We start from the raw sequence: 22,854 nt of genomic DNA, 5'->3' as shown, positions 1-22,854 counted from the left end.
AAGGGATACAAAAGCGGTCGAATCCTTTACTGACGCTTATTTGAAAGGATTTATGAGGATGGCGAGGGAGTAGGAAAAACGCACGAATACACGGTGTTCACACCATTGAAGGGGAACGAACATCACAGCAAATTTCTATTGACGCATCGCGAGCGCGAAGTATTCGAGCTTCTAGTGCAGGACAAAACCACACGGGATATTGCCGGATTGTTATTCATCAGTGAAAAAACGGTCCGCAACCACATCTCCAATGTGATGGGATTTGAAACACACCCAATATGAAGCAGCGGGAAGCCTTGATTTTATTGGGCTTGTGGGATTATTCACCTTTATTATTATGCAAATAAATCAGTTGAGACAGGAAATGCAGATGTCAATTTGATATGACATCTGCATTTCTCTTGTGTTTGATTGTAACTATGCATTCTTTATGATGAGGAAGTGTTAAAAATTATACTTCTCCTGCCTACGTCTGAATGCTTCTCTAGATCCTTCCATGATGTCTAATACTGCTTCTTTTACATGTGGCTTTTCTAGTCCACCTTCAGCCTTTAAGATTCCTTTGCCCATTTCGGTATTTAGTGCATAGAGCAATTCACAATCTCCGTTCACAGGTATATTGGCGTTATGCGTAGCAAGGATGATTTGACGCTTGTACTTGACTCTTCTAAGAAGTGGAACAAGTTGATTGTAAATGAAATCTGAATCCAGCTCGTCCTCTGGTTGATCAATCAGGATTGGATTTGTACCATGAGCAAACAGCAACGCTAAAATCGCAGTGTTCTTCTGTCCGTCTGAAAGCCCGCCGTCATCGAGGGAGCCAGCTCGGGTTCCGTCATCCCGAAATAATGTGATATTAATTCTGTCGTTTACACGAGTAATTTGCATTGTCTCCCAGAATCCAATGCCTTCTCCTGTGAGATATGCATTAAGGTCGCCATGGTGTCCCTGTAACTCAGTTGGCATTAGTTCTGGGTTCTCAAGCCACTGTGAGAGTATCGTCCATGGCGTCAATTCCTCGCTTGTCTCGAATAATTGAAACAATTTCTCACCAATAGCATCCCAATTTCTTCCTAATCGAGTGTTTCCGCGAATGTTATGATTTGTACTCCAAATCTGCTTGAAATGTTCCTGATCTCTGCATTTAAAGATTTCAACGGATATGAATGGAGAAGCCTGCCTTGTATATGGAATAGATCCAGATGCCAAAATCGAATTAATTTTTTCAGTTTTCAATGTTGTCTGTGCTAACCAAGTATCGTGAAGATTTCCAACACTTGTGAATAGTTTTTCTATTTCTTGTGAAGAGTTGATTAACTTCTGTTCTCTGTCCTCCAAATCTTGTTCCTTTATTCGAATACTCTGCTCTAGCCCCTCCATTACTTCAAGTTTATCAGGGTGTACACCTTTCTCATGACATGCGGCAATGAAATCAGATTTTGTTTGCTGAATAGCGTTCATTATTGTTTCCCATTTTTCATGTTTCTCCGTGACTCCATCAATCGCTTCGGAATATTGTATTAATGCAGCCGTTATATTCTTTTCTAGTTCTTCCTTCGCAGCTTTTAGACCTACGTTTAAGTCATCAAAGAAAGGATCATCTAACCAATCTTGTTTTACAAGATCAGCATGCTCTCTCGTGAACAATTTAATATTTTCATTCCACGATGTAACGAATTGCTTGGCTTCTTCTACTGCTTCACGTAAATAGCTTTCTGCAACAATGGCTTTGTTCCTGCGTTCGTTTTCCGTTTGCACTGAGACAAATGCATCCCACTGTCTTTGAATCTCGCCAATTTCTTGAAGAAGAGTATTTCGCTCATTCTTGAGCCGCTCAATCGTCTTTCTTGTTTGAAATAAACTTTGAATCGTCGATATTAGCTCAGTTTCTGTTGATTTCAACCTAACAAGCTCAGACCCAGAAATTGTGTCAATCAAGCTTGATAAGCTTTTTTGTTCTTGGGCAATTTCGGATATCTCACGCTGGCTAAATACTTGAACTTTCAGGTTCCTCAAGATGGTTGCAGGATCTTGCACTTCTCTGCTAGTTATTCTTGCGGTTTGAGTGGCGGCATCGTATTCAAAGGTATCCGTTAGCCCATTTGCACCTTCCCAAGTGAGCCTTACTACTGATGGTTGAGGCAGTGTTCTCCGTACTCTTTGAATCTGTTCTGTATCTTTTAAATCGGGCTTATGAGATACTGCGAGCCTGATGTATTCAAGAATTGATGATTTTCCTGAACCTCTACCGCCGATAATACAATTTAAATTTGGTGATAAATGAATCGTTTGATTATTAAGAAAGGCAACGTTTTCGATGGAAAGTGAAACAATCTTATCGTGTCTAACATCTTCGTCTGGACTATTTGAACACAATGCAATTCGTTCATAGTCCAAAAAGGCTTGAATGACTGATTCTAAAGAGGGATTGGACATCTTAACCCAAGTATGCCTTTTTCCTATGTATCCTTTAGAACCTTCAGACAGGCTGTATGCATCTGAGGACATGACAGCAGCTATTCTCCGTTCTCTTCTCCACTCGGCGTGACAAGCCACATCTGCTGTAATCAGCTTCTGCATATTGGCAGAAAACTCAGCAATTGGCTTTGGTAGTTCAAGGGCTAGCAGTTTCGGATTCAAAAACATATCCCTTTGAAAAAAATCAGTAATAAAATTATTATTTAAAAGACCGCTTTCTGACATTGGATGAGCAGCAATAATGACCCCGTGATGATCATCCTGTACAATTTTCTCAATTTGAGCAAACGTAGCTTGCGGCAAAGGTACAATATTGCCATTTTTAACTCGTTCAGATCGGGTAAGACCTAACTGCGTGACGATATCATCGATATCATGCAAAGATTTATTTTCTTCGAAAATGCATAGCAAATGAATACCTAATCCCTGAGATACTTCTACCTCAAATCCAGGGAATATAATTAAAGGTTGCTTTTGTAATTGATCTGCTATGAGTTCATTTCTACCTTTCAACATTCGAAGATAATCAATACCAATGAAGTTGTGGTCGGTTATACATACTACTTCTAATCCGACCTCGTGGCATCGAGTTAAATATAAATCAACGGACGCAATTAGTTCTTCTTGTGAATATTCTCTACTTAGAAATGCAGGATCATCTTGTAACCAGTTATTAGGGTCACCAGGTGTTTGCATTTGAAAATCACACTTGTACCATCTCATTCCATTGTAAGACATTACAGTTACCTCCATGCAACATTTTGATGAGGTTAAATTCGACACCAGAAATGGAATAACCTTCAAATTGACCGATCTTTTTGGTTGAAAACAAGGGATTAAGACCTACCCTGTCGAATAAGTTACCATTCTTGTATACTCAGAGTAGAAACCAACAGGGTGGCGGATTTATATGAGTACTGCGTATCATAGCCAATATTATGCTTACGAACTAACAAAGCAGAGTGCTTCTAATACAGTTGGCCGCCTTAGTCAATCATTGATTAATGCGACTGTAGACCTAAACCCGCATCAAGTAGAGGCGGCGTTGTTTGCATTCCGCGCTCCGCTTGAACGAGGCGCTATTCTTGCCGATGAAGTCGGACTTGGCAAAACGATTGAAGCTGGTCTGATTATTAGTCAGCTATGGGCAGAACGGAAACGAAAAATCCTTATCATTGTCCCTCCCCCGCTGCGTAAGCAATGGAATCGGGAACTGATTGAGAAGTTTTATCTCCCATCAATCATCATTGAGAGCAAAAACTACAATGAATACGTGAAGGCAGGACAAGGCTTCCCATTCGAGCAGAAGGACAACATTGTCATCACTTCATACCAGTTCGCTCGGAACAAATCGGCTGATCTTAAACGAACCGATTGGGATCTAATCATCATCGATGAAGCCCACCGTCTTCGTAACGTCTACAAGAAAACAAATAAAATATCTAGAATACTTCGAGAAGCAACAGATGGCGCACCTAAGGTACTTTTAACTGCTACACCATTGCAGAACTCGCTTATGGAGCTATACGGTCTGGTAAGTTTCATTGACCCAAGATTATTTGGTGATGAATCAACTTTCCGTAAGCAGTTCGGAAGCGGAACCAAAGAAATGACCAGGCTTGATTTTCTTGACTTAAAAGATCGGCTGCATCCCGTGTGCCATCGTACGTTGCGCCGTCAGGTGACGGAATACGTTCCCTACACGAAGAGAATTCCACTTGTTCAGGAGTTTTCATCGAGCGAAGCAGAATGGGATTTGTATGAGAAGGTCTCCTCATATCTTCAAAGAGAAAATATTCAAGCATTGCCCCGAAGTCAACGTAATCTCATGACCTTGGTTGTACGTAAGATATTAGCTTCATCATCCTTTGCTATTTCTGATACCCTTCTATCACTTGTCAGAAGGCTTGAATCCTCTTTGGAGGAAGAAGGAAGTGGGCAAGGGATTGAAAACATTTATAATGATATTGATGAGATGGATTCAACGGTAGAAGAATGGTCTGATGACGATGAGCAGTCTGAGGGAAATATTGCTTCAAAACAGGAACGAGCGCTGATTCTTCGCGAGCGAGAAGAACTGCTTGCTTATTACGAATTAGCTAACTCCATCACAGAGAATGAAAAGGGTAAAGCATTGCTTGTTGCCCTTGCAAATGGGTTTTCCACACTTCGTGAACTTGGTGCAAACGATAAAGCCATTATTTTTACAGAGTCCCGAAGAACACAACTGTATTTGAAAGAAATGCTTGAACACAACGGTTATTCTGGAAAAATAGTCATGTTCAACGGTAAGAATAGCTCGCCTGAGATTAAGGGGATTTATCAGGAGTGGCTTGAACGGCATCAGCATGATGATCAGATTACGGGTTCTAAGACAGCCGATACGAGAGCGGCGTTGGTTGAATATTTCCGCAATGACGCTGCCATTATGATTGCGACTGAATCAGCGGCGGAGGGAATTAACCTTCAATTCTGCAGTCTGGTCGTCAATTATGATCTACCTTGGAATCCTCAACGAATCGAGCAACGAATTGGCAGATGCCATCGCTACGGACAGAAGTATGATGTTGTCGTCATTAATTTCATAAACCGTAAGAACGCAGCGGACCAAAGGGTATTTGAGCTATTATCTCAGAAGTTTAGTTTGTTTGATGGTGTATTTGGTTCGTCTGATGAAGTCTTGGGGTCGCTGGAGTCAGGTGTCGATTTTGAAAAAAGAATACAGCAGATCTATCAAACTTGCCGTTCTGCTGAAGAAATTCAAGATGCCTTCAATCAGTTGCAATTGGAACTCGACGATCAGATCCAATGTAAGATGCAGGAGACAAGGAAGAACCTGCTCGAGAATTTCGACGATGAAGTGCGTGAGAAGCTGCGAACGAACTACGAGCAGACTACTCTCCAATTGAATAAGATGGAGCGTTTTCTATGGGCACTCACCGAATATGAAGGAAGTTCGTATGCACAGTTTAATTCGGAGCAGTTGAGCTTCCAACTTATGAATAGTAAGGATAAGTATCAGCTCATATCGCATGTGAAGAAAAGTGAAACGAATGAACACGTCCATCATTATCGATTAGGTCATCCGCTGGCTGAAAATTGGATTGAGCAAGCCAAGAGCCGTCAATTACCAATGATGAAACTTAACTTCCGTTATAGTGATTATGAGGGCAAGGTGAGTCTTCTTCAAAATAGAATTGGTATTAACGGTTACTTGTCTTTATCTTTATTGCAAGTAAGTGCTGCTGAGAATGAAGAGCATTTGATATTCTCCGCAGTTGACTCGATTGGAAATCAGTTGGATCAAGAACTTTGCGAGAAGCTATTTGATCTACCAGCTACTGAAATTGAACTGAATGATCATGAACAATTTATTAATTCAAATGTTACGGAGCAAATTGCTGAAATTAACCAGCAGCAAGAATCGGCAATTCTGTGGGATATTCAAGAGCGTACGAATGAATTTCTTGACCGCGAGCTGGAAAGATTAGATAAGTGGTCAAAGGACTTGAAAGACAGGCTGGAGTTTGAGTTGAAAGAACTTGATGCGGAAATCACTCAGTTTCAAAAAGACGCAAGATTAGTGCGTCAAATCGCTGAGAAGCTTGAGATCAACAAAACGATTCGCGAACGTGAGAAGCAACGCAGCGAATTGCGACGCAATTTATTTGAAGCACAGGACGAGATTGATCGTCAGAAGGAATTATTGTTTCAAGACGTTGAAAAGAAGCTTGAACAGAAAGTCAGCAAGAAGCACTTATTCTTAATCAAGTGGCAATTAGTATAACAATCGGGGTGTGAAGATGAACAAAAAAACGAAATTGGAATTAACTTGGATTGGTAAAGAAGTTGATTCAAAACCTGAACCTCGCATTTTAATAGAAAATGATGAAAATAATTATTGTGCGAAAATAAAATTAAGTGATAAAGATGTATTTGATAATAAGCTTATATTTGGCGATAATTTATTGGCATTAAAGGCTTTAGAAAGTGAATTTATCGAGAAGGTTAAATGTATTTATATAGACCCTCCGTATAATACAGGAAATGCATTTGAACATTATGATGATGGTTTGGAACATAGTATTTGGTTATCTTTAATGAAGGACCGTTTGAAAATACTGTTTTCATTATTAACAGAAGATGGATCTATTTGGATTTCAATTGATGATTATGAATTTCACTACTTGAAGGTGTTGTGCGACGAAATTTTCGGTAGAAGAAATTTCATTACAACGATTATTTGGCAACAAAGAACAACAAGGGAGAATAGAAAAGTTTTTTCAAACAATCATGAATATATTTTGGTTTATGCCAAAAATGCCATCGAGTTTACTAAGAGCAGAAATTCACTTGATTTGGATGATTCTATACTAAGTCGATATAAAAATCCAGACAATGACCCTAGAGGGGTTTGGCAATCTGTATCGGCAAATGCACAGGCTGGACATGGAACAGCTAATCAATTTTATACGTTAACTGCTCCAAATGGTAAAAAGCATGATTTGCCTAAAGGCAGATGTTGGCTCTATACCGAAAAGAAGATGAACGAAGAGATATCAAAAAATAATATATGGTTTGGTAAGGATGGTAACGGAGCGCCTAGGATTAAAAAATTCCTTTCAGAGGTAAAAGTAGGTCTTACCCCAGAGACATTATGGCTTGCTAATGATGCGGGAACAAATGATGAAGCAAAAAAAAATCTAATAAAAATGTTTGCCAATGAAGAAGTGTTTGACACACCAAAGCCAGAGCGATTGATCCAAAGGATTATCCATATTGCTTCGAACCCAGGGGATCTAGTACTAGACTCATTTGCTGGTTCTGGAACAACAGGTGCAGTCGCACATAAAATGGGGCGTAGATGGATTATGATTGAATTAGGGGAACATTGTCACACTCATATCATTCCTAGAATGAAGCAAGTAATTGACGGTTCAGATCAAGGTGGGATTAGCAAAGAGGTGAACTGGCAAGGGGGCGGTGGATTTAGGTATTATCGCCTCGCACCGAGCTTGTTAGAGAAAGATAAATTCGATAATTGGGTTATCAACAAAGAATACAATGCTCCAATGCTTGCTGAAGCGATGTGCAAACATCATGGATTTAGCTATGCACCTGATGATACAATTTATTGGAAGCAAGGCAATTCAACCGAAACAGATTACATTTATACAACTACCCAATTGATGACAAGGGAATTAGCCGAACAGATTCATGATCAACTTGGTGAGAACGAAACGTTATTGATTTGCTGTAAAGCTTTCAATCTAAACGTTGCAGATTTTCCGAAGATTACTTTTCAAAAGATACCCTCTTCTATTCTCAATAAATGCGAATTCGGTCGCGATGATTATAGTCTTAACGTGGCGCAGCTTCCTCAACAAGAGAAGACAGAACAATTGGAGTTGTTTAGTGAAGGGGAAGAAATATGAATAAATACTTGAACTCAATCTCAGCTAGACTCAGTCTAAGAAAACCACAAAAAGAGTCGTTAGAGATCTTATCGGACGTAATCAATGTGATTGAGCTTGGACGATATGACAACGATATGCTAGTTGCTGAGTTGGAAAAAATAAAATTATTGTATCCATCTGTTACAGATTTTGAGCGTGAGTTCCCTTCGCTTTGTTTTGCATTGGCTACAGGGGTTGGTAAGACTCGATTAATGGGGGCATTCATTTCCTATTTATATCTAACAGGGAAGAGTAAGAATTTTTTCGTTCTCGCCCCCAATTTAACAATCTATAACAAGCTGATTCAAGACTTCACTCCAAACACACCTAAGTATGTCTTTAAAGGAATTGCTGGTTTTACGACAGTGCTGCCAGTGATTATTACAGGTGACAATTATGAAGATGGTATGGGTAATCGAAATCAGTATAGTATTTTCAACGATGAAATCCATATCAACATCTTTAATATTTCTAAAATCAACTCTGAAGTGCGCGGTGGAAAGGCACCGCGCATTAAGAGACTTAGAGAGTACATAGGAGATAGTTACTTTAATTATCTTGCAACATTACCCGACTTGGTGCTTCTGATGGATGAATCCCATCGTTATCGTGCATCTGCTGGTGTTAAAGTATTGAATGAGCTGAAGCCGATACTCGGTCTGGAATTAACAGCGACTCCCCAAGTGGAATCAGGTACTCGGACAATTCCGTTCAATAACGTCATCTACAGCTACCCTCTACATAAAGCGATGGAAGATGGTTTCGTAAAGGAGCCAGCGGTTGCGACTCGTGAGAACTTCAATGCAAGCCAGTACTCCGAGGATCAGCTTGAACGATTAAAGCTTGAGGATGGTATTTTGGTTCATGAGGAAACAAAAGTAGAGTTGGAAGTTTATGCGCGGCAGAATCATCAACCGATAGTGAAACCATTCATACTTATAGTGGCTCAAGATACCGTACATGCGAGCAAATTGATGGAGACCATTCAATCCGATAACTTCTTTGATGGGCGCTACAAGAACAAAGTCATTACCGTACATTCCAATCAAAGTGGTCAAGAAAAGGATGATACGATTCTTGAGTTGATGAGGCTTGAGAACCCAGCTTCTGAGACGGAAATCGTTATTCACATCAACATGCTCAAAGAAGGCTGGGATGTGACCAATCTCTATACGATCATCCCTCTTCGAGCCGCGAATTCGAAAACGCTAGTTGAACAATCAATTGGCAGAGGTTTACGGTTGCCTTATGGGAAAAGAACAGGTGTTAAAGCGGTTGATCGACTAACGATTATTGCGCACGATAAGTTCCAAGACATTATCGATGAAGCGAACAACCCGAATTCCATCATTCGGAATGGTGTCTACATCGGGAAAGATGTTGCCAAAGAGCAGAAAAAACCTATAACGTCTGTTCCAAAGCTCGAACAGACGGTTGTTGAACAGGTTCAAGCTCAGTTCGCTAATGTAAAGACGACAAATAATGAGTCAAAGCCTATTCAAACGGAGGATGTCAGAAGTGTATTTGAACTGGCACAAAGAAAGATCCAGAGCTACGAGCATCTGCCAAGTTCTAAGCATTTGGCGAAGGGGGAAATTAAGCGTCAGTTGATAGAAGAAGTTCGGTCGGAATATCTCGTCAATCAACTAGATTTATTTCCCGAACAGACGAATGCCTTGGTGGAACAGGTCATAGAAGCATTGGTCGAACAAACGATACAGCATAGCATCGATATTCCGAGAATTGTCGTTCAACCTGTAGGTGAGTTGACCTGGGGCTATCAAGATTTCGATTTGGAAGCTTCGAGTGTTCGACTGCAGCCTGTTGATGAGCATATCTTAATTCAGCATCTAAGGACGCATGATCGTGAAATATTACAACGAAGCGGCAATCAAGCCATGGAAGAAAGATTGGCAGACTACTTGATTTCGGCATTGATGGACTTTCCTGACGTTTCTTACGACGACCATGCAGAATTGTTGTATAAATTAAGTAATCAAATGGTTATGCATTTACAAAGCTACTTGCCCAATGATCATTCTGTTCGGAATGTCTTGCAGTACAATCGTGGCAAGCTAGCCGAATTTATTCATATTCAGATGAAGAGCCATTATTTTGAGACGACGACTGCTTATGAGGTCGTTGTTAGCAAAGGTTTCTCAACATTCAAGCCTGTTAGCTACACGACATTGTTAGCAGAAGGCGTAAGACCTTTCCGCCAACCTGTGGAAGACAAATTACGTATTCGCAGCATGGTATTTGGCGGATTCATTAAATGCCTATACCCTGAGCAGAAATTTGATTCAGACAGTGAACGCAAGTTTGCAGTTATTTGTGAGAATGATCCTAACGTTAATAAGTGGTTTAAGCCGCTAGCAGAACACTTCAAAATTTACTACAATCACAGCAGCATCTATGAGCCTGATTTTGTTGTTGAAACCAAGACGAGCAAGTTTATATGCGAAATTAAGAAAGAAAAAGAAATAGAAGATCAAACGGTTCAAGCCAAAGCGCGGGCGGTTATGGAATGGTGTTCACATGCTTCTAGGCATGAGCGTGAACATGAAGGAAAAGAGTGGGAATATCTTCTTATCCCCCACACTGATGTTCAAGTGAACATGACCCTTGAAGGATTAAAGTCGCGTTATTTGTTTAAATAAGTCTTGAATTTGGAGTCAGAAGAGGGTTCTCTTAGCTGATGTTCCCCTTTACCAAGGACTAAGGATTAATTGTAAAAGCTAGTAAACAAGCGTAAATAGCGGGTTTAGGTAGTAAAGATGTTCAAAACCACAGGATTATCGTTATCTAAGTGCAGGCCGTTTTGGCACATGGCTTTTTCAAAGGGAACACAAGTAGTTAATTTCAGTCGATAGGCTCCACTACTCGCGCTGAATCCGCACTCGTGATATATCGTCTACTTAATTTAAAATTATTAATGGGTTTTTAAGGCTTATCTCAAAAAGCAAGCATGGCATGGAGAATTCCTCTTGCTGTGCTTTTTTATTTCACTTAATAACTTGCTTTTTATGGATATCTCACGATAGTTGGAGTAAGCCAGCCAAATCCTTCTTTCTGGAGTTTGAGGAGGGTATGTATGAATAAACAGAAGAATACGGCAAAGTAATTGGTGAAATCAAATTTTAGAAAATTCATAAAGGCCCAAAACAGTTCACAACTAATTAGGGATTGCTACTTTGTATTTGAATTATTTGATATCAATAATTAAACCAGAATGCGCTCCACCCATTCACCGAGATAATCAAAAAAAGCTCACCAAATCGCCGAGAAATGTTTATGAACGGAAATGATTGTCTAAACTAATGAATAGGAAAACCCTTATTCCTTATGGGACAGGCGCTTTTTCGCCGTTCAAACCTCGGTTTGTAGGTGAGAACGGCATGCCGATCCTACCTACAAACCGAGGTTTGAAATATGTTGTCCACCTATTCACCGATATTGGAGGATAATTAAAACTCCCCAATTTCTTGGAGAGTTAGCGATTGTTCAAATTAATCTTATTTGTGATATAAATTCCACCGCCATTATCGATTTCAATTTTCTCAAAGAGGAGAAGTAGCAACTTGCGAACTTGGTGGGACTGATCTTTATTAACTGGCAATGTATCGCCTAAAAAGTGATCCCAGTGATTTGATTCAAGTTCTAGGCTTTCCAACCTTTTTATTACGTCAGAAATTTTTTTAAAATTTTGCTGAGTATCTGCGATATCACTCGTTAATATAGAGGATAAGGTTTGTAATACATCTATTGCTATACGATCACTTTGAGTTACGAGTAGAGGGTGCAATTGATTTTGTGCAGCATCATAATCTTGTCTTAGGTCTTGTAACTTTTGATACGACCTACTCCTTTCGATTTCAAGTTCCTGCTTCTGGCTGATGTAGAATTCTTTGATCCTTTCTTTGATTAAATCGCGCTGTTCAATGTTGTTATTTAGGATCTCAGACTTCTTAATGTAGTTTATAAGGTAGTCATCTAATTCTTTTGATACTATTCGGATATGACAATCCGAGGTTCTACCGCAACAATATATTTGATCTCCGTATTGACCACTAGATTGATTTTTAGTTAGCAGTGGCTTTCCGCATTGTCTACATTGAATAATATCTTTAAAAAGATACGGTGTTGAGAAATATTGTGGATTGCTAATTTCACGTGTTTTTCTTTTCATGTATAAATCGTAACAGTATTCCCACTCTACAAGCTCAATTATTGGGTCCAATTCTTTATATCTCTCCATAATCCATTCGTCACGATTTGTTGTAGAATTTCTTGATCCTTTTTTGCGTTTATGAATACTAAGGTAGCCGCAATAGATTGGATTTGTAATTATAGATTTCGCCCGTTCTTTGCTCCATTGTTGTCCCGAAAGTGGATGGTGAATATTCAAATAAGTAGCAATGGAGTTGAAACCCAAACCTCCCTTATACTGCTTAAATATATCTCTGATAATTTTGGTTTTGTCCTTCTCAAATTGTAGTACTTTCATTTTTAATACATCGTCATATTGATAACAAACTCCAAAAGGGGTTTTCCCTCCTGTCCATTTACCATGAAATACAACTCTAGAATAAATACTATCTTTCATCCGAACACGTATATTATCAGCCTCGATTTTACTGTAATTATCTCTTATTGCATTACTTAAAATGTCCTTATTACTATAAACTTGATTTGAACTACTTAAGTATACAGATACTTGGAGATCCGCAAACCATTTACGCAATCGAAGATGCTCTAATGGATCGCGCGCAAGTCGATCATGATTATAGACAACAATAAAATCATATTCTTTGTTCTTAACAGCTTTGATAACTTTCATTAAAGCTTCCCGCTTAGTTAATGGAACACGAGTTGCAGAAATTTTTTCTACATATTTTTGAAGATCAATGGTTACATCACAATTATTTTTTTCTCTAAAACCTTTGCAGGAATCAATCTGCATTTGCAGGTCTTGCTCCTGAGAAGACACCCTTCCATAAAATACTCCCTTTTTATTCCGTAATTGCTCCTGAAGAACTGAGGTCATCAATAATTCCTCCTATATATTTATCGCTAAGTAAATTCGGGATTTTTAATATCACAGCTGGTTTCCCACCGCAATCCACAACAATGGTGTCAACAATATCCTCAATAAAACGTGACTTGGCTTCAGGATCTAATTCTTTGAATGTGTGGAGCAGATCTTTATTCGCTTCCATTGAAAGTAATAAATTACTTTCAATTTCAAGCTTAGAGTTGGATTCATTCAATTTTTCTTTAATGCGTATCAATGCACCACGGGCTTCATTGCACTGTAGGAGGAGAGAGTTTTTAACAGAGGGATCTTGCGCATTAATGAATTGTTTTGTTAAATTTGAAAAATTATTTGTAAGCTTGTTAAATCTCTCATTAAGCCCAGCGCTATAAAGCTTTCGGAGTTTGACATGTAGCTTTTGAATATTCTTTAAATATGGCTTTCCCTTAATCAGTTCAGTGAAAAATTTAATGCAATGGTCAACGACAAGTTGTTCGATTTGTTGCTTATCCAGACTGATTTTATGCTTTTTACATACATAACTGCATTTCTGGAGATTAGGCTTCAAGAGGTGGCCTTCATTGGAATCATGTAGGCATTGATCACATTTTAATATGTTGCTAAGAAAAAATTCTTTGTTTGATAACTTATTTCCTTTAGGAACACGCTTTTTTGGAATCAGTTGTTCTAATGCACTTTGCGCTAGGTTCCAGTTTTCCTCGGAAATGATTTTCAATTCAGGTGAGTATCTAGTGCTGGGGCGCTCATGAAATTGATACTGTCTCTGGAGGAGTCCTTTATATAGAGGTTGCCGAATGAGCTGTTTTATGTGTTCAGTTTCCATAGGGTCACCATTTTTACTTCTAGTAAGTTTAAGCTTTACCAAGTGACTTCTGAATTGATCCATCGTTTCAAAGGAGTTTGTTAATAGTTCGTTGTAGATTTGCTCCACAACTTTGACAGCAGGTGGATTTAACTTAATCGTTACTGTTTTTTTTACTTTACCGAACTTATCAGGCTTTGAAATATCTGATTCATGTCTTTTATAACCAAAGGGGAGCCTTGAGGGAATTAATGTGCCTTCACTAAATTTAGATGCATTCGTATCTGCTAATCGCTGCTTTAATTGAATATCTTCATGTTCAGCAAAAGATGCTAATAAGTATTCAATTGTGAAAGCTTGAGGTGTAAAGAACATGGGAAACTCATTAGATGCGCTAAAGTAAACAGTGACTTGGTGTTGTTTAAAAACTTCATAAATTTCCATGTATTCCTCAGTTCTTCTTGCAAGTCGATCTCTTTTATAGACAATCAAGCTTCCGATAAGACCAGCTTTAATATCAGAAAGTAATCTAGATAAAGCTTCTCTATTTTCAATTGATTTTTTTCTGGCAGAAGTATCAGAATCATTGTAAATTTCATCAATGGTGAGCGAGTTCTTTGTTGCACAGATGTACGCCTGGTCTTTTTGAAGTTGTATTGAGTTATCCTGGTAAATATCAGCTGAATTTCGCATATAAACTACAGTTTTACTTACCGAAAACATTAATTATTCACTCCTTCAAGGACCATCAATTTTGGATTTTAAATGCTTTATTAGCAGTTCCGAGTACATATCTATCCAAAGTGTTGCCGCTTTTGGATCATGTACGAATTGAACGGATTTCATAGATAGTGGTTGCGTTGGTTTCTTTTTAGCCATGTTGTATATTCCTTTCATAGGTGGTGAGTGTGTTGAAAAATTTCGGACAACAAATCCGAGTAGTGAGAGAGCAGAGAAACATAAGCTTAAATAAATTTGCGAAGGAACTTGAAGTTTCGCCAGCGTATTTAAGTAACTTAGAGAATGGAAAAACCGACTCCATTAAGCTAAAAGTACTATGGAAGCTTCAGAGTCGGCTCCAAGTGTTAGGGCTAGAGTGTAATGAAGCTGATACGGAATTTCAGTATCGATTAAATCGAGTTACTCATAATTTAATACAACTTGAGAAACATCAGCCTGCCTTCGCAAGTTATTTATTAGAGATAACCGAAAAGGGAATTGACGTTTGTTGTGACAAGCTAATTTAGATCATTAATGTTATATTGTCCCTCTGTGAGGAAACTATGCATAATAGTAAATGATTGTTTACTGAAGTGTATGATGTTTAGTGTTTAATTCGAGGAACTGACTGAATAATCGTTAAATTACTTTTATCAATGGTAGGCCCGTATTTTTTAGGTCTTTGTGGTGTAATATCATCTACTCCTAATTGCTTCTTTATATCACCTAAATATTGTAGAAAAGTCATTTGTTCGGCTCCAATGCTTGAAGAGACTGATTGGGGTGATTTTAGTGAAAAGAGGTTTGGATCAAACTAAGGAACAGAGTCATCGTCATCTACTACCCCTGGTTCAGAACTTGGATCACTGCTTGTAATTTCATGTTGAATGGGATTTGGGGCTACTTCAATCGGAGTAGCTTTATTATTTTTTTTGTACGGGCCTCTACCTGTTGATTTCGTTTGAGCATAATCCTCTGATTTTGCTAATGCTATTGCATGTTGCTCCAATAATGCGTTATTTTCTTTAACCATTACAGCTAATTCAGTAACTAAAGTGTTGTTGGTTGTTACTTTAGCCAAGAGATCCTGATAGCTATGTTGTAGATCATTATTTTTATGCTCAAGGTTTTCAATGAAGTCATTTGATAGTCTGATCTGAGGAACATTAATGGGAAGATTGGGATCTGTTTTTTCATTCTCAGTAATTGATTTAATAATGATGTTTCTAAACACCTGATTAATCTGAGCTGTGAGATCGTCCATTAGTCTTAATTCATCAGCGTATTTTTGGATTCCTGAATTTTTCCGTTTACTATGCAGTGATAATGCTGCCTCCAATAATGTTTCAGCATCAACACCGTTATACTGTAACAATTGTTCAATTTGTTCTGAAAATTTGGACAAGTGTACCACTCCCTCATATCATTATTAGTACAATCATATGCTTGGTCTCATGAAGGACGAACATCAATATGGGCAGAATGCATATCTAATTTCGTACAGTAACATTCTAATTGTTAATTACATAAATTAACGTTCACGACATCGAATGACTTAATAAAGCTTAGGAGAGCCTAATTCCCATAAGGAGTTGGGCTTTTCGCTTTGGAATCCAAAAGATCACAAATTCTATAAGGAATAGGACAATCTTATTGAGTAATAGGCATTACCAAGAGGTGATGTCTGTGCAGCTCAAGGTCGTGTTTAAGTCCATTGAAAAGGAAAAGTCACTTGAGAAGATCATTGAAGAATTGATTGATGATACCATTCGGAAGGTGCTCGTAAAACATCCAGGCATAAGCTACAGTAGGGAGACCTCTAAGGACAGACTACCATGATGAATCAGGTGATGTATAAATGATAAATCCTAATGTAACGGCTATATATGTACGCGTGTCAACCACGAAGGATTCTCAAAAAGACAGCCCTGAACACCAAAGAGGGCTTTGCGAAGAGAAGGCTAGAATACTTGATTTGAATGTACAGTTTTCTTACGAAGACCGTGATACAGGAACATCGATCGTCGCACGGGAAGAAATCCAAAAATTGATTCGAGATGCCAAAGCTAAGTATTTTGGGACGATAATATTCGCTTCGTTATCGCGTTTTTCAAGAGATACGCTTGATTCACTGAACTTAAAGAGAATCTTGGTTGATGCATTAGGCATCCGATTGATTTCTATCGAAGAGGGCTTTGATTCGCTGAAGGATAATGATGAGCTTAAATTTCAGATTATATCGGCAGTGAATCAGAAGCTCAGCGAACAGATCAGTCTTTCATCGAAACGTGGGATTAGGCAGTCTGCTCTAAAAGGAAACTTTACGGGCAGTGTTTCTCCATTCGGTTATAAAAAAATTGTGAATGGTGATAAAAAGACACTTGTCCCTGATGAAAATGATAGGTATATCGTCGAACTCATCTATCATTTATATGTATCTCGTAAGATGGGCGAAAAGGCAATCGTAAAATATCTCAACGAAGAGATGGAGATTCCTTCTCCAAAAGGAGGAGTCTGGGGAATTACCACTATTCAAAGGATTCTCACTAATGAGGTATACACAGGGCAGAATGTGTTTGGCAAATATGAAGTGAAAAAGGTTTACAACGACATTAACAACATGTCTGACCGAAGTAGGAAACAAGTGCAGCGCGACAAGACTAAGTGGGAAAGATCTGCCGAACAAACTCACGAGGCGATCATTGATAAGGAAACATTCGAACTTGCGCAAGAGATTCGTTTGAAACGTGGTGGAGGTAGGCGTGGAGGCGTTAGAAATCGAGTGAATGTATTTGCTGGCATGATCTTTTGTAAACATTGTGGGGCATCATTGGTGAGTTGTAAGGGGAAGTCAAGAAAGGACGGCCCAGTATATCGATATTTGATTTGCTCAACTAGGAGACGGCAAGGAGAGATGGGATGTATCAACAACGCTTGGATTCCCTATAACAACATTAGAGATACCGTCATAAATGAAGTGAGCAAGAAGTTGAAGCAAGTTATCAACGTTGAGTCCACAACGAGTGAAAGCAAAGATAGAATTTTGAAGAGAAGGTCATCTAATGAAATGGACAAGGATCTTAAAAAGTTGGAAAAGGCAATTCAGGGGAACCGTAAGTTGCTATTCGAATTGAGAAAACAGAATATGCTCGGAGAAATTGACGAAGAACAATATCATTTTGAAAAACAACAATACGAACAGGAAATTGCTTCACTACAATCAGAACTAGCAAAGGCATCTCAGAACAAGGAAGCACAAATCAATATGGAGGAAGTTTATGATGAGATAAGAACAGCATTGGAAAGTCTTGTTGAACTTGATTTTGATCGCTTGGACGAGATGAGACTTGTTTTGACCAAGCTTATTGAAAAATTAGTTGTGAGCATGGATGGGGAAGTGGAGATTTATACTCCTTTGGGGCAGTTGGAATCGTAGATCGTTCACAACATCTACTCCTTTTAGCTATATGATTTAATAATGTATAGGATTCAATAATGGATAAATAGGGATGATGGCAAATCATTAAGAGCATGTGAATTAAAATAATATTGAAGAACTCCTTAAAATTGCAATTGTGGAGAAATCGATCAGGGAAGGTAGCGAAAACTAGATGAGCATATTTCTAAATTTTGAAGCGCTGTACTTTGGTAGCACAGCTGCAAAGAATACTTCTAAAATTAAATTGTTACTTGTTATTGAAGAGTTCCTTACAGCGGTATTACGCATTATGCAGTGCAGATAATATAGATGTGCAGATAATATAGAGCTGTTTGAAGGTACATCAACAAAGGTAAACTAATTTCGTACATATGACAGCTACGCTTGGAATTTACAATATATCCCTATATAATTATGCGAAGGTCAATAATGGTCAAAAATGATGCGAAACAGTCAGCAACTGGCCTTATATAAAATACAGCATGCGAAGGGATGATTTATATGACGGTAAATTTAGAGTATGAGATGTTTATTCGAAGTGCTTTCTCGCGTGGAACAGGAAGAGATGTTGAACGTTGGGGTGACCCAGCTGCGCTTGCTAACACTGACATCTACGCTGCTGGCGAACTCCACGAGGTAAAGGGAGCTGTCGCTTATAGCATGCTGATTTATAACAACCTCACTCGTAACGAACATACTGAACATCCGATCATTACGAATCAGGTGAATTACAATCGCCAGGATACTATCGTACAGGATGTTCTCAATGCACCTGACAAATCGACTGTGCTCGACCTTATCCGTGAATACAAGCAAACTTTTTTACCCATCTTTCAATAATATAATTAAAAATACAGGCCTTGACGGTCTGTATTTTCTTCGTTATGAAGATTTCTGATGTATTAAATGTTGGTTAATACTGAAATCTACTTAGATTGTCTACGCGAACAATAAAGATCTCTTGACCTCCGCGATTGTCAGATCATTTAGTACGCAGAGCCGTTATTTATCACAATTATTCTCAACAATTCATGCTGAGAACGGCCTTATTTACATCCAGATTAAAACCAATGACCATATAAACAGCAAACAAATTTTCAGGTATTCTGCGCATAATGTGCAATGAGCAGCCTATTTTATTTTCCTTAATGAAGGCTCATATTTGCTCTTTTGTCCAAGGTCCTATGAGTTCTCTTAATCATTCTATTAGTTACTATTTTAATAGGTATGGGAGTTTACACAGACTGTTTTAGGTTTGTATCGAGGATAGGCAAGAAAAAACCAAGCAAATGCTCGCGTAGGCATTACTTGGTCTTAAAAATTTTCATCGCTATTCATTGCTATTCAATCGGGATAATGAATTATTCTTAAAATTTCAAAGAGAAAACAAGGTTTTCACAATCAGCATCAGTTTGAAAAAATTCTCTCAAAATATTGTACTCGGTTATTTTACGAAGTCCTCCAATATATCTACAAAAAATCAACTCATATCGACTACTTGTTGGAATTTGATTTAGACACTTAACGATAAGCTGTAGCTTTTTCAACATTAAATTGTTATCAGTACAAAATACATATCCCCAAGTCTTACTTGTGATTCCATTTTTCATTAAAGCATTGCGATAGTTTTCAGTACGTGTTTTTTGAGGATTACTGGATAGTTCGTTTAATATCTGTTCTGCTAATACAGATTCTTCAGCAATCATAGTTAGAGCAGGACTATCTTCAGTATGATATGTCCCTACACCTAGTCCGCAGTCTTTAGTAACACCTTGAGACAGCATGTGATATAAGTATCTTACGATATATTGTTGCCATATTTCTGGACATTTTTCTTGAGTGTAGTCTTGGAAATAATCATAAAGCAGTTGCATTTCAACTTTATAACCATCTGCTACATTATTGATAATTCGCCAGTAATCATTGGATTTTACTCTGTCATGCCTCTCCGCAATGAAATTAGGTAAGTAACTAATTGGTTTAGCACAGTGAGTATGTGCAGGCATATCTATTAGAACCTGTTTTACGTAGTTGAATGCTCTATCATGGTTTTTTTTGAGCGCTTCTTCGAAATCCTCGCGTAAAAGCCTTTCAGTATCTCCACTGAATGCACGGATTATTCTATTTGCAAATTTTTCACGAAAGAGTTCTTCAGGAAGTGACAAATCGTCTGGGTCCATCGGAGGATAACAGATACATGTTTTGGATGGGTGTAAAACATCCATAGCCCTGCTAATAACACTGCCTTTCAAATCTTCAAACAAATCCTCAAAATGTTGCATGTTTTCTTCGACTTTCTTTTGTTCTTTTTCAAATTTCTCCTTTGTAGTTATAAATCCATTGCTTCGATATAAAAAACATGCATTGCTTGTAGCGATATATTGTTTAATTTCTTCAACAATCTTTTTTAGAGTTTTAGCTTCATCATTATTTGTATCGTTAAGTAAAAATACATACATATCAGCTTTTGAAATCTTTGCAAACTCTACGTTGCCAGAGACTCCAGGTGTGTCAATTACTTCAAGTCGTTTTAAGTTGGCTTGCTTCATGATTGTCTTACAGAACTCACTAGGCTTGCAATAAACACTAATTTCATTTTGACTTTTCTTTGATTTTTTATCAGGATATTGTTTTTCATATTGTTCTTCCGCATCGATAATTCTTCTCACAAGCTTTTCAATATTTTGTATAAAATGTGGGAGTTTTTCAATATTCTCAAGTGATACTTGAGTTCCATTCATAAATTCGGCATCTACACATAAATCCTCATAGCCAGGTATATCTTTAAATTCAATATGGAATGACGAACTGAACTCAACAAACGAAATAAAGTCATCATTTGCATCTATAAAAACATTCTTTACTGCACAAGCTGTTTTGTCACCGCCACCACTACTAAAAGCAATTCGATAATAAACTGTTTTATCTGCAAACATTGCAACCAGAAAGCTTTTTCCAACCTTTGCTCTGCCCACGATCGCAATTGTTTTTGAAGCTCCCTGCATAGCTGGAATATAAAATTCGTCTTCAGTCAATCGACCAGTCCTTAACCCATATGCGAAGATGTCTTCTACCCTCCATATTGGGCCAGACTTAGGGATTTCGCTTGGTAGTGGAAACGATTTATCCCTGTTTCTTAAATTGCTAAGTGCAGTTGAGGATAATTTTAGTTTTGTTGCAGATTCATTTAATCCTAAAAACTCCATTGAGTTGTTTTCATTTTCCCTCATCAACAAAACTCCCTTCACATAACTTGTGAATTACGTTCACTCACATGATAGGGTTATTTCCTGTTTTTGTCAACCTAATTTTAGCGTTACATGGCGCTTAATATTTATTTTAATGTTCAAAGTAAAATATTAATGGATGAAATGTTCTGGTGTATTTCAAACCCCACCACGAACGTCATGCAAAAACTAAACGTCAAAGGCCGTTCGCAAGCGGTTGTCGAGCTGATCAAGCTTGGGGAGCTGAAGATATAGCTGCTCTGCTACAGAAGCGACGCGTTTATGCCTTCTTTTACCTTTAGGGGTGAGGGGAGGTTTTTTGTTTTATACATGGCAAGTCAGACATACATGAGAAAAATGAATTTAAAGATCAATCATTATAATAAGCCTGTTTTTATATTTATCACAATGTGTACCATCGCGCGTAGAAAGACTTCGTAAATCTCAGGCCTGATTCGTTGTGCAGACGCGGTAGAATAGGAGTATGTGCTATGTTGCAATGTAAGCGCTATCGAAAGTGGGGCCGGGAATACTACTCAGTGGAGCTTTTTGAATACCATCCACAGCAGCGCTATAAGACAGGCTCCGACAGCGATAAGAACGAATGGAAACCACTGGGGAGCGTGATAAGCAGCCAAATTTCTCGATCCCATTGTATGACTCAACTCCCCTCTGGTGAGGTGTAATTTACATATCAGAACTGTAGAGAACGGATATCTGATATGTATTCAGAAAAGCGATCCATTCCTCCGAAGGCTTTTGATCGGTCACAATGTAATCGACTTTATCAAAGCTGAAGAGCTTGATGAAGGCAATTCGGTCAAATTTGGAATGGTCTACGAGCAGCACGACTTTACTGGCCTGCTTTTGCATTAGAATTTTCAATTCGCTCTCTTCTTCGTTGGAATCACTGAGACCTCCCGTCATTGACAGTGCTTTACAGCTGAATAGAGCTACATCTACATTGTACTTTTGTATGCTCTGGGAAGCTGTGGGGCCTACGAAGGAGCTGGTTTCAGGCCCTAAAGTTCCGCCGGTAGAGATGAGCTTGTGGCCGGAATGCTGGAATTCGGACAAAACAGCCAATGAATTGGTGATTATAGTTAGATTATGCTTGGCTTCAGTAATTTTGCGTAAGGCTTCAAAAGCTGTTGTACTGGTATCGGTCATCAGACTATCCCCGTCATTAATCAAGTCCAGCACATTGGAGGCAATAATGCCTTTGGCTTCAAGATTGATCTGGTGTCTGCTTGCATAGGAAGGATCTTCATTGGTATGCGCATTCAAAATTGCGCCGCCGTAATTCTTTTTGGCCAGTCCTTCTTTATCGAGCTTGTCAAGATCGCGCCGGATCGTCTCTTCTGATACCTGGAATTTTTGAGCTAGGTCAGCGACATGCACTTTTTTATGTCTATAAAGCTCATTAATAATGAGGTCCCGCCGTTCAAATGCCTTCATGTCTTATCCACCCTTAATTAATAATCATTTTATATTCATAGTGTACTACAATTTACTAAGTGATAGTCAGAAATCATCATAAATACCACACTATTTTTTAATAATATCACATTAAACCACAAAATATAAGATTATTATGTGGTTTTTTGTTGACTACATTGAATTTGAATTCTATTATTAACATGAACTTCATTTAATCTTCAACCACTTAATTTGAG

The 22,854-nt window shown here is 38.3% G+C and carries 13 protein-coding genes and 1 pseudogene; 8 read left to right on the top strand and 6 right to left on the bottom strand.

All coding sequences use genetic code 11. From position 1 onward, the window contains the following. Positions 1-105 precede the first annotated feature (105 nt). Positions 106-282: a LuxR C-terminal-related transcriptional regulator gene (locus AC0MA3_RS15485; RefSeq protein ID WP_474656833.1), complete on the top strand. Its 177-nt coding sequence runs from the start codon at positions 106-108 to the stop codon at positions 280-282. Between the two features lie 162 nt (positions 283-444). On the opposite strand, the gene AC0MA3_RS15480 is transcribed toward AC0MA3_RS15485, so the two are convergent. Further along, positions 445-3,216: a TrlF family AAA-like ATPase gene (locus tag AC0MA3_RS15480; RefSeq protein ID WP_474656832.1), complete on the bottom strand. Its 2,772-nt coding sequence runs from the start codon at positions 3,214-3,216 to the stop codon at positions 445-447. A 172-nt stretch (positions 3,217-3,388) separates the two neighbouring features. On the opposite strand from AC0MA3_RS15480, the gene AC0MA3_RS15475 reads away from it, so the two are divergent. The 3 genes from AC0MA3_RS15475 to AC0MA3_RS15465 are packed head-to-tail and all read left to right on the top strand — an operon-like array spanning position 3,389 to position 10,594. Continuing rightward, a complete protein-coding gene (locus AC0MA3_RS15475) occupies positions 3,389-6,265 on the top strand; it encodes an SNF2-related protein (RefSeq protein WP_474656831.1) in 2,877 nt (958 codons plus the stop codon). 16 nt (positions 6,266-6,281) lie between these two features. After that, positions 6,282-7,913, top strand: a complete 1,632-nt coding sequence (locus AC0MA3_RS15470; RefSeq protein WP_474656830.1) for a site-specific DNA-methyltransferase — start codon at positions 6,282-6,284, stop codon at positions 7,911-7,913. Continuing rightward, positions 7,910-10,594, top strand: a complete 2,685-nt coding sequence (locus AC0MA3_RS15465; RefSeq protein ID WP_474656829.1) for a DEAD/DEAH box helicase family protein — start codon at positions 7,910-7,912, stop codon at positions 10,592-10,594. The genes AC0MA3_RS15470 and AC0MA3_RS15465 overlap by 4 nt, the downstream gene beginning before the upstream one ends. 833 nt (positions 10,595-11,427) lie before the next feature. Here AC0MA3_RS15465 and AC0MA3_RS15460 read toward each other — a convergent pair. Both AC0MA3_RS15460 and AC0MA3_RS15455 read right to left on the bottom strand, forming a co-directional pair. Further along, complete coding sequence (locus AC0MA3_RS15460) at positions 11,428-12,981, bottom strand: recombinase family protein (protein WP_474656828.1); 1,554 nt, start codon at positions 12,979-12,981, stop codon at positions 11,428-11,430. Further along, positions 12,947-14,515, bottom strand: coding sequence for a recombinase family protein (locus AC0MA3_RS15455; RefSeq protein ID WP_474656827.1), 1,569 nt, complete (start codon positions 14,513-14,515; stop codon positions 12,947-12,949). The genes AC0MA3_RS15460 and AC0MA3_RS15455 overlap by 35 nt, the downstream gene beginning before the upstream one ends. 185 nt (positions 14,516-14,700) lie before the next feature. On the opposite strand from AC0MA3_RS15455, the gene AC0MA3_RS15450 reads away from it, so the two are divergent. Further along, a complete protein-coding gene (locus tag AC0MA3_RS15450; RefSeq protein ID WP_474656826.1) occupies positions 14,701-15,039 on the top strand; it encodes a helix-turn-helix domain-containing protein in 339 nt (112 codons plus the stop codon). 287 nt (positions 15,040-15,326) lie between these two features. Here the strand turns inward: AC0MA3_RS15450 and AC0MA3_RS15445 are convergent, their stop codons facing one another. Continuing rightward, positions 15,327-15,917, bottom strand: coding sequence for a hypothetical protein (locus AC0MA3_RS15445; protein WP_474656825.1), 591 nt, complete (start codon positions 15,915-15,917; stop codon positions 15,327-15,329). Between the two features lie 453 nt (positions 15,918-16,370). Here AC0MA3_RS15445 and AC0MA3_RS15440 point away from each other — a divergent pair, with 453 nt between their 5' ends. After that, a complete protein-coding gene (locus AC0MA3_RS15440) occupies positions 16,371-17,948 on the top strand; it encodes a recombinase family protein (RefSeq protein WP_474656824.1) in 1,578 nt (525 codons plus the stop codon). A gap of 504 nt (positions 17,949-18,452) precedes the next feature. Further along, positions 18,453-18,791: a hypothetical protein gene (locus tag AC0MA3_RS15435; RefSeq protein WP_474656823.1), complete on the top strand. Its 339-nt coding sequence runs from the start codon at positions 18,453-18,455 to the stop codon at positions 18,789-18,791. Positions 18,792-19,318: 527 nt separating this feature from the next. Here the strand turns inward: AC0MA3_RS15435 and AC0MA3_RS15430 are convergent. Then, positions 19,319-21,181, bottom strand: a complete 1,863-nt coding sequence (locus AC0MA3_RS15430; RefSeq protein ID WP_474656822.1) for a hypothetical protein — start codon at positions 21,179-21,181, stop codon at positions 19,319-19,321. 165 nt (positions 21,182-21,346) lie between these two features. On the opposite strand from AC0MA3_RS15430, the pseudogene AC0MA3_RS15425 reads away from it, so the two are divergent. Next, positions 21,347-21,433, top strand: a pseudogene (locus AC0MA3_RS15425) (helix-turn-helix domain-containing protein); the annotation flags it as partial. A gap of 432 nt (positions 21,434-21,865) precedes the next feature. Here the strand turns inward: AC0MA3_RS15425 and AC0MA3_RS15420 are convergent. After that, positions 21,866-22,636, bottom strand: a complete 771-nt coding sequence (locus AC0MA3_RS15420) for a DeoR/GlpR family DNA-binding transcription regulator (RefSeq protein WP_474656821.1) — start codon at positions 22,634-22,636, stop codon at positions 21,866-21,868. Positions 22,637-22,854 lie beyond the last annotated feature (218 nt).

This window comes from Paenibacillus sp. LS-5, from assembly GCF_056121505.1.
The sequence above is the reverse complement of the archived record's forward strand: the minus strand, read 5'-3'. Positions and strand labels throughout refer to the sequence as shown.

What these genes read in the sequence shown, in the direction of transcription:
- AC0MA3_RS15465 (WP_474656829.1), top strand. Translation starts at nt 7,910, where the DNA reads ATGAATAAATACTTGAACTCAATCTCAGCTAGACTCAGTCTAAGAAAA.
- AC0MA3_RS15455 (WP_474656827.1), bottom strand. Translation starts at nt 14,515, where the DNA reads ATGTTTTCGGTAAGTAAAACTGTAGTTTATATGCGAAATTCAGCTGAT.
- AC0MA3_RS15475 (WP_474656831.1), top strand. Translation starts at nt 3,389, where the DNA reads ATGAGTACTGCGTATCATAGCCAATATTATGCTTACGAACTAACAAAG.
- AC0MA3_RS15435 (WP_474656823.1), top strand. Translation starts at nt 18,453, where the DNA reads ATGACGGTAAATTTAGAGTATGAGATGTTTATTCGAAGTGCTTTCTCG.
- AC0MA3_RS15470 (WP_474656830.1), top strand. Translation starts at nt 6,282, where the DNA reads ATGAACAAAAAAACGAAATTGGAATTAACTTGGATTGGTAAAGAAGTT.
- AC0MA3_RS15460 (WP_474656828.1), bottom strand. Translation starts at nt 12,981, where the DNA reads ATGACCTCAGTTCTTCAGGAGCAATTACGGAATAAAAAGGGAGTATTT.
- AC0MA3_RS15420 (WP_474656821.1), bottom strand. Translation starts at nt 22,636, where the DNA reads ATGAAGGCATTTGAACGGCGGGACCTCATTATTAATGAGCTTTATAGA.
- AC0MA3_RS15440 (WP_474656824.1), top strand. Translation starts at nt 16,371, where the DNA reads ATGATAAATCCTAATGTAACGGCTATATATGTACGCGTGTCAACCACG.
- AC0MA3_RS15480 (WP_474656832.1), bottom strand. Translation starts at nt 3,216, where the DNA reads ATGTCTTACAATGGAATGAGATGGTACAAGTGTGATTTTCAAATGCAA.
- AC0MA3_RS15430 (WP_474656822.1), bottom strand. Translation starts at nt 21,181, where the DNA reads ATGAGGGAAAATGAAAACAACTCAATGGAGTTTTTAGGATTAAATGAA.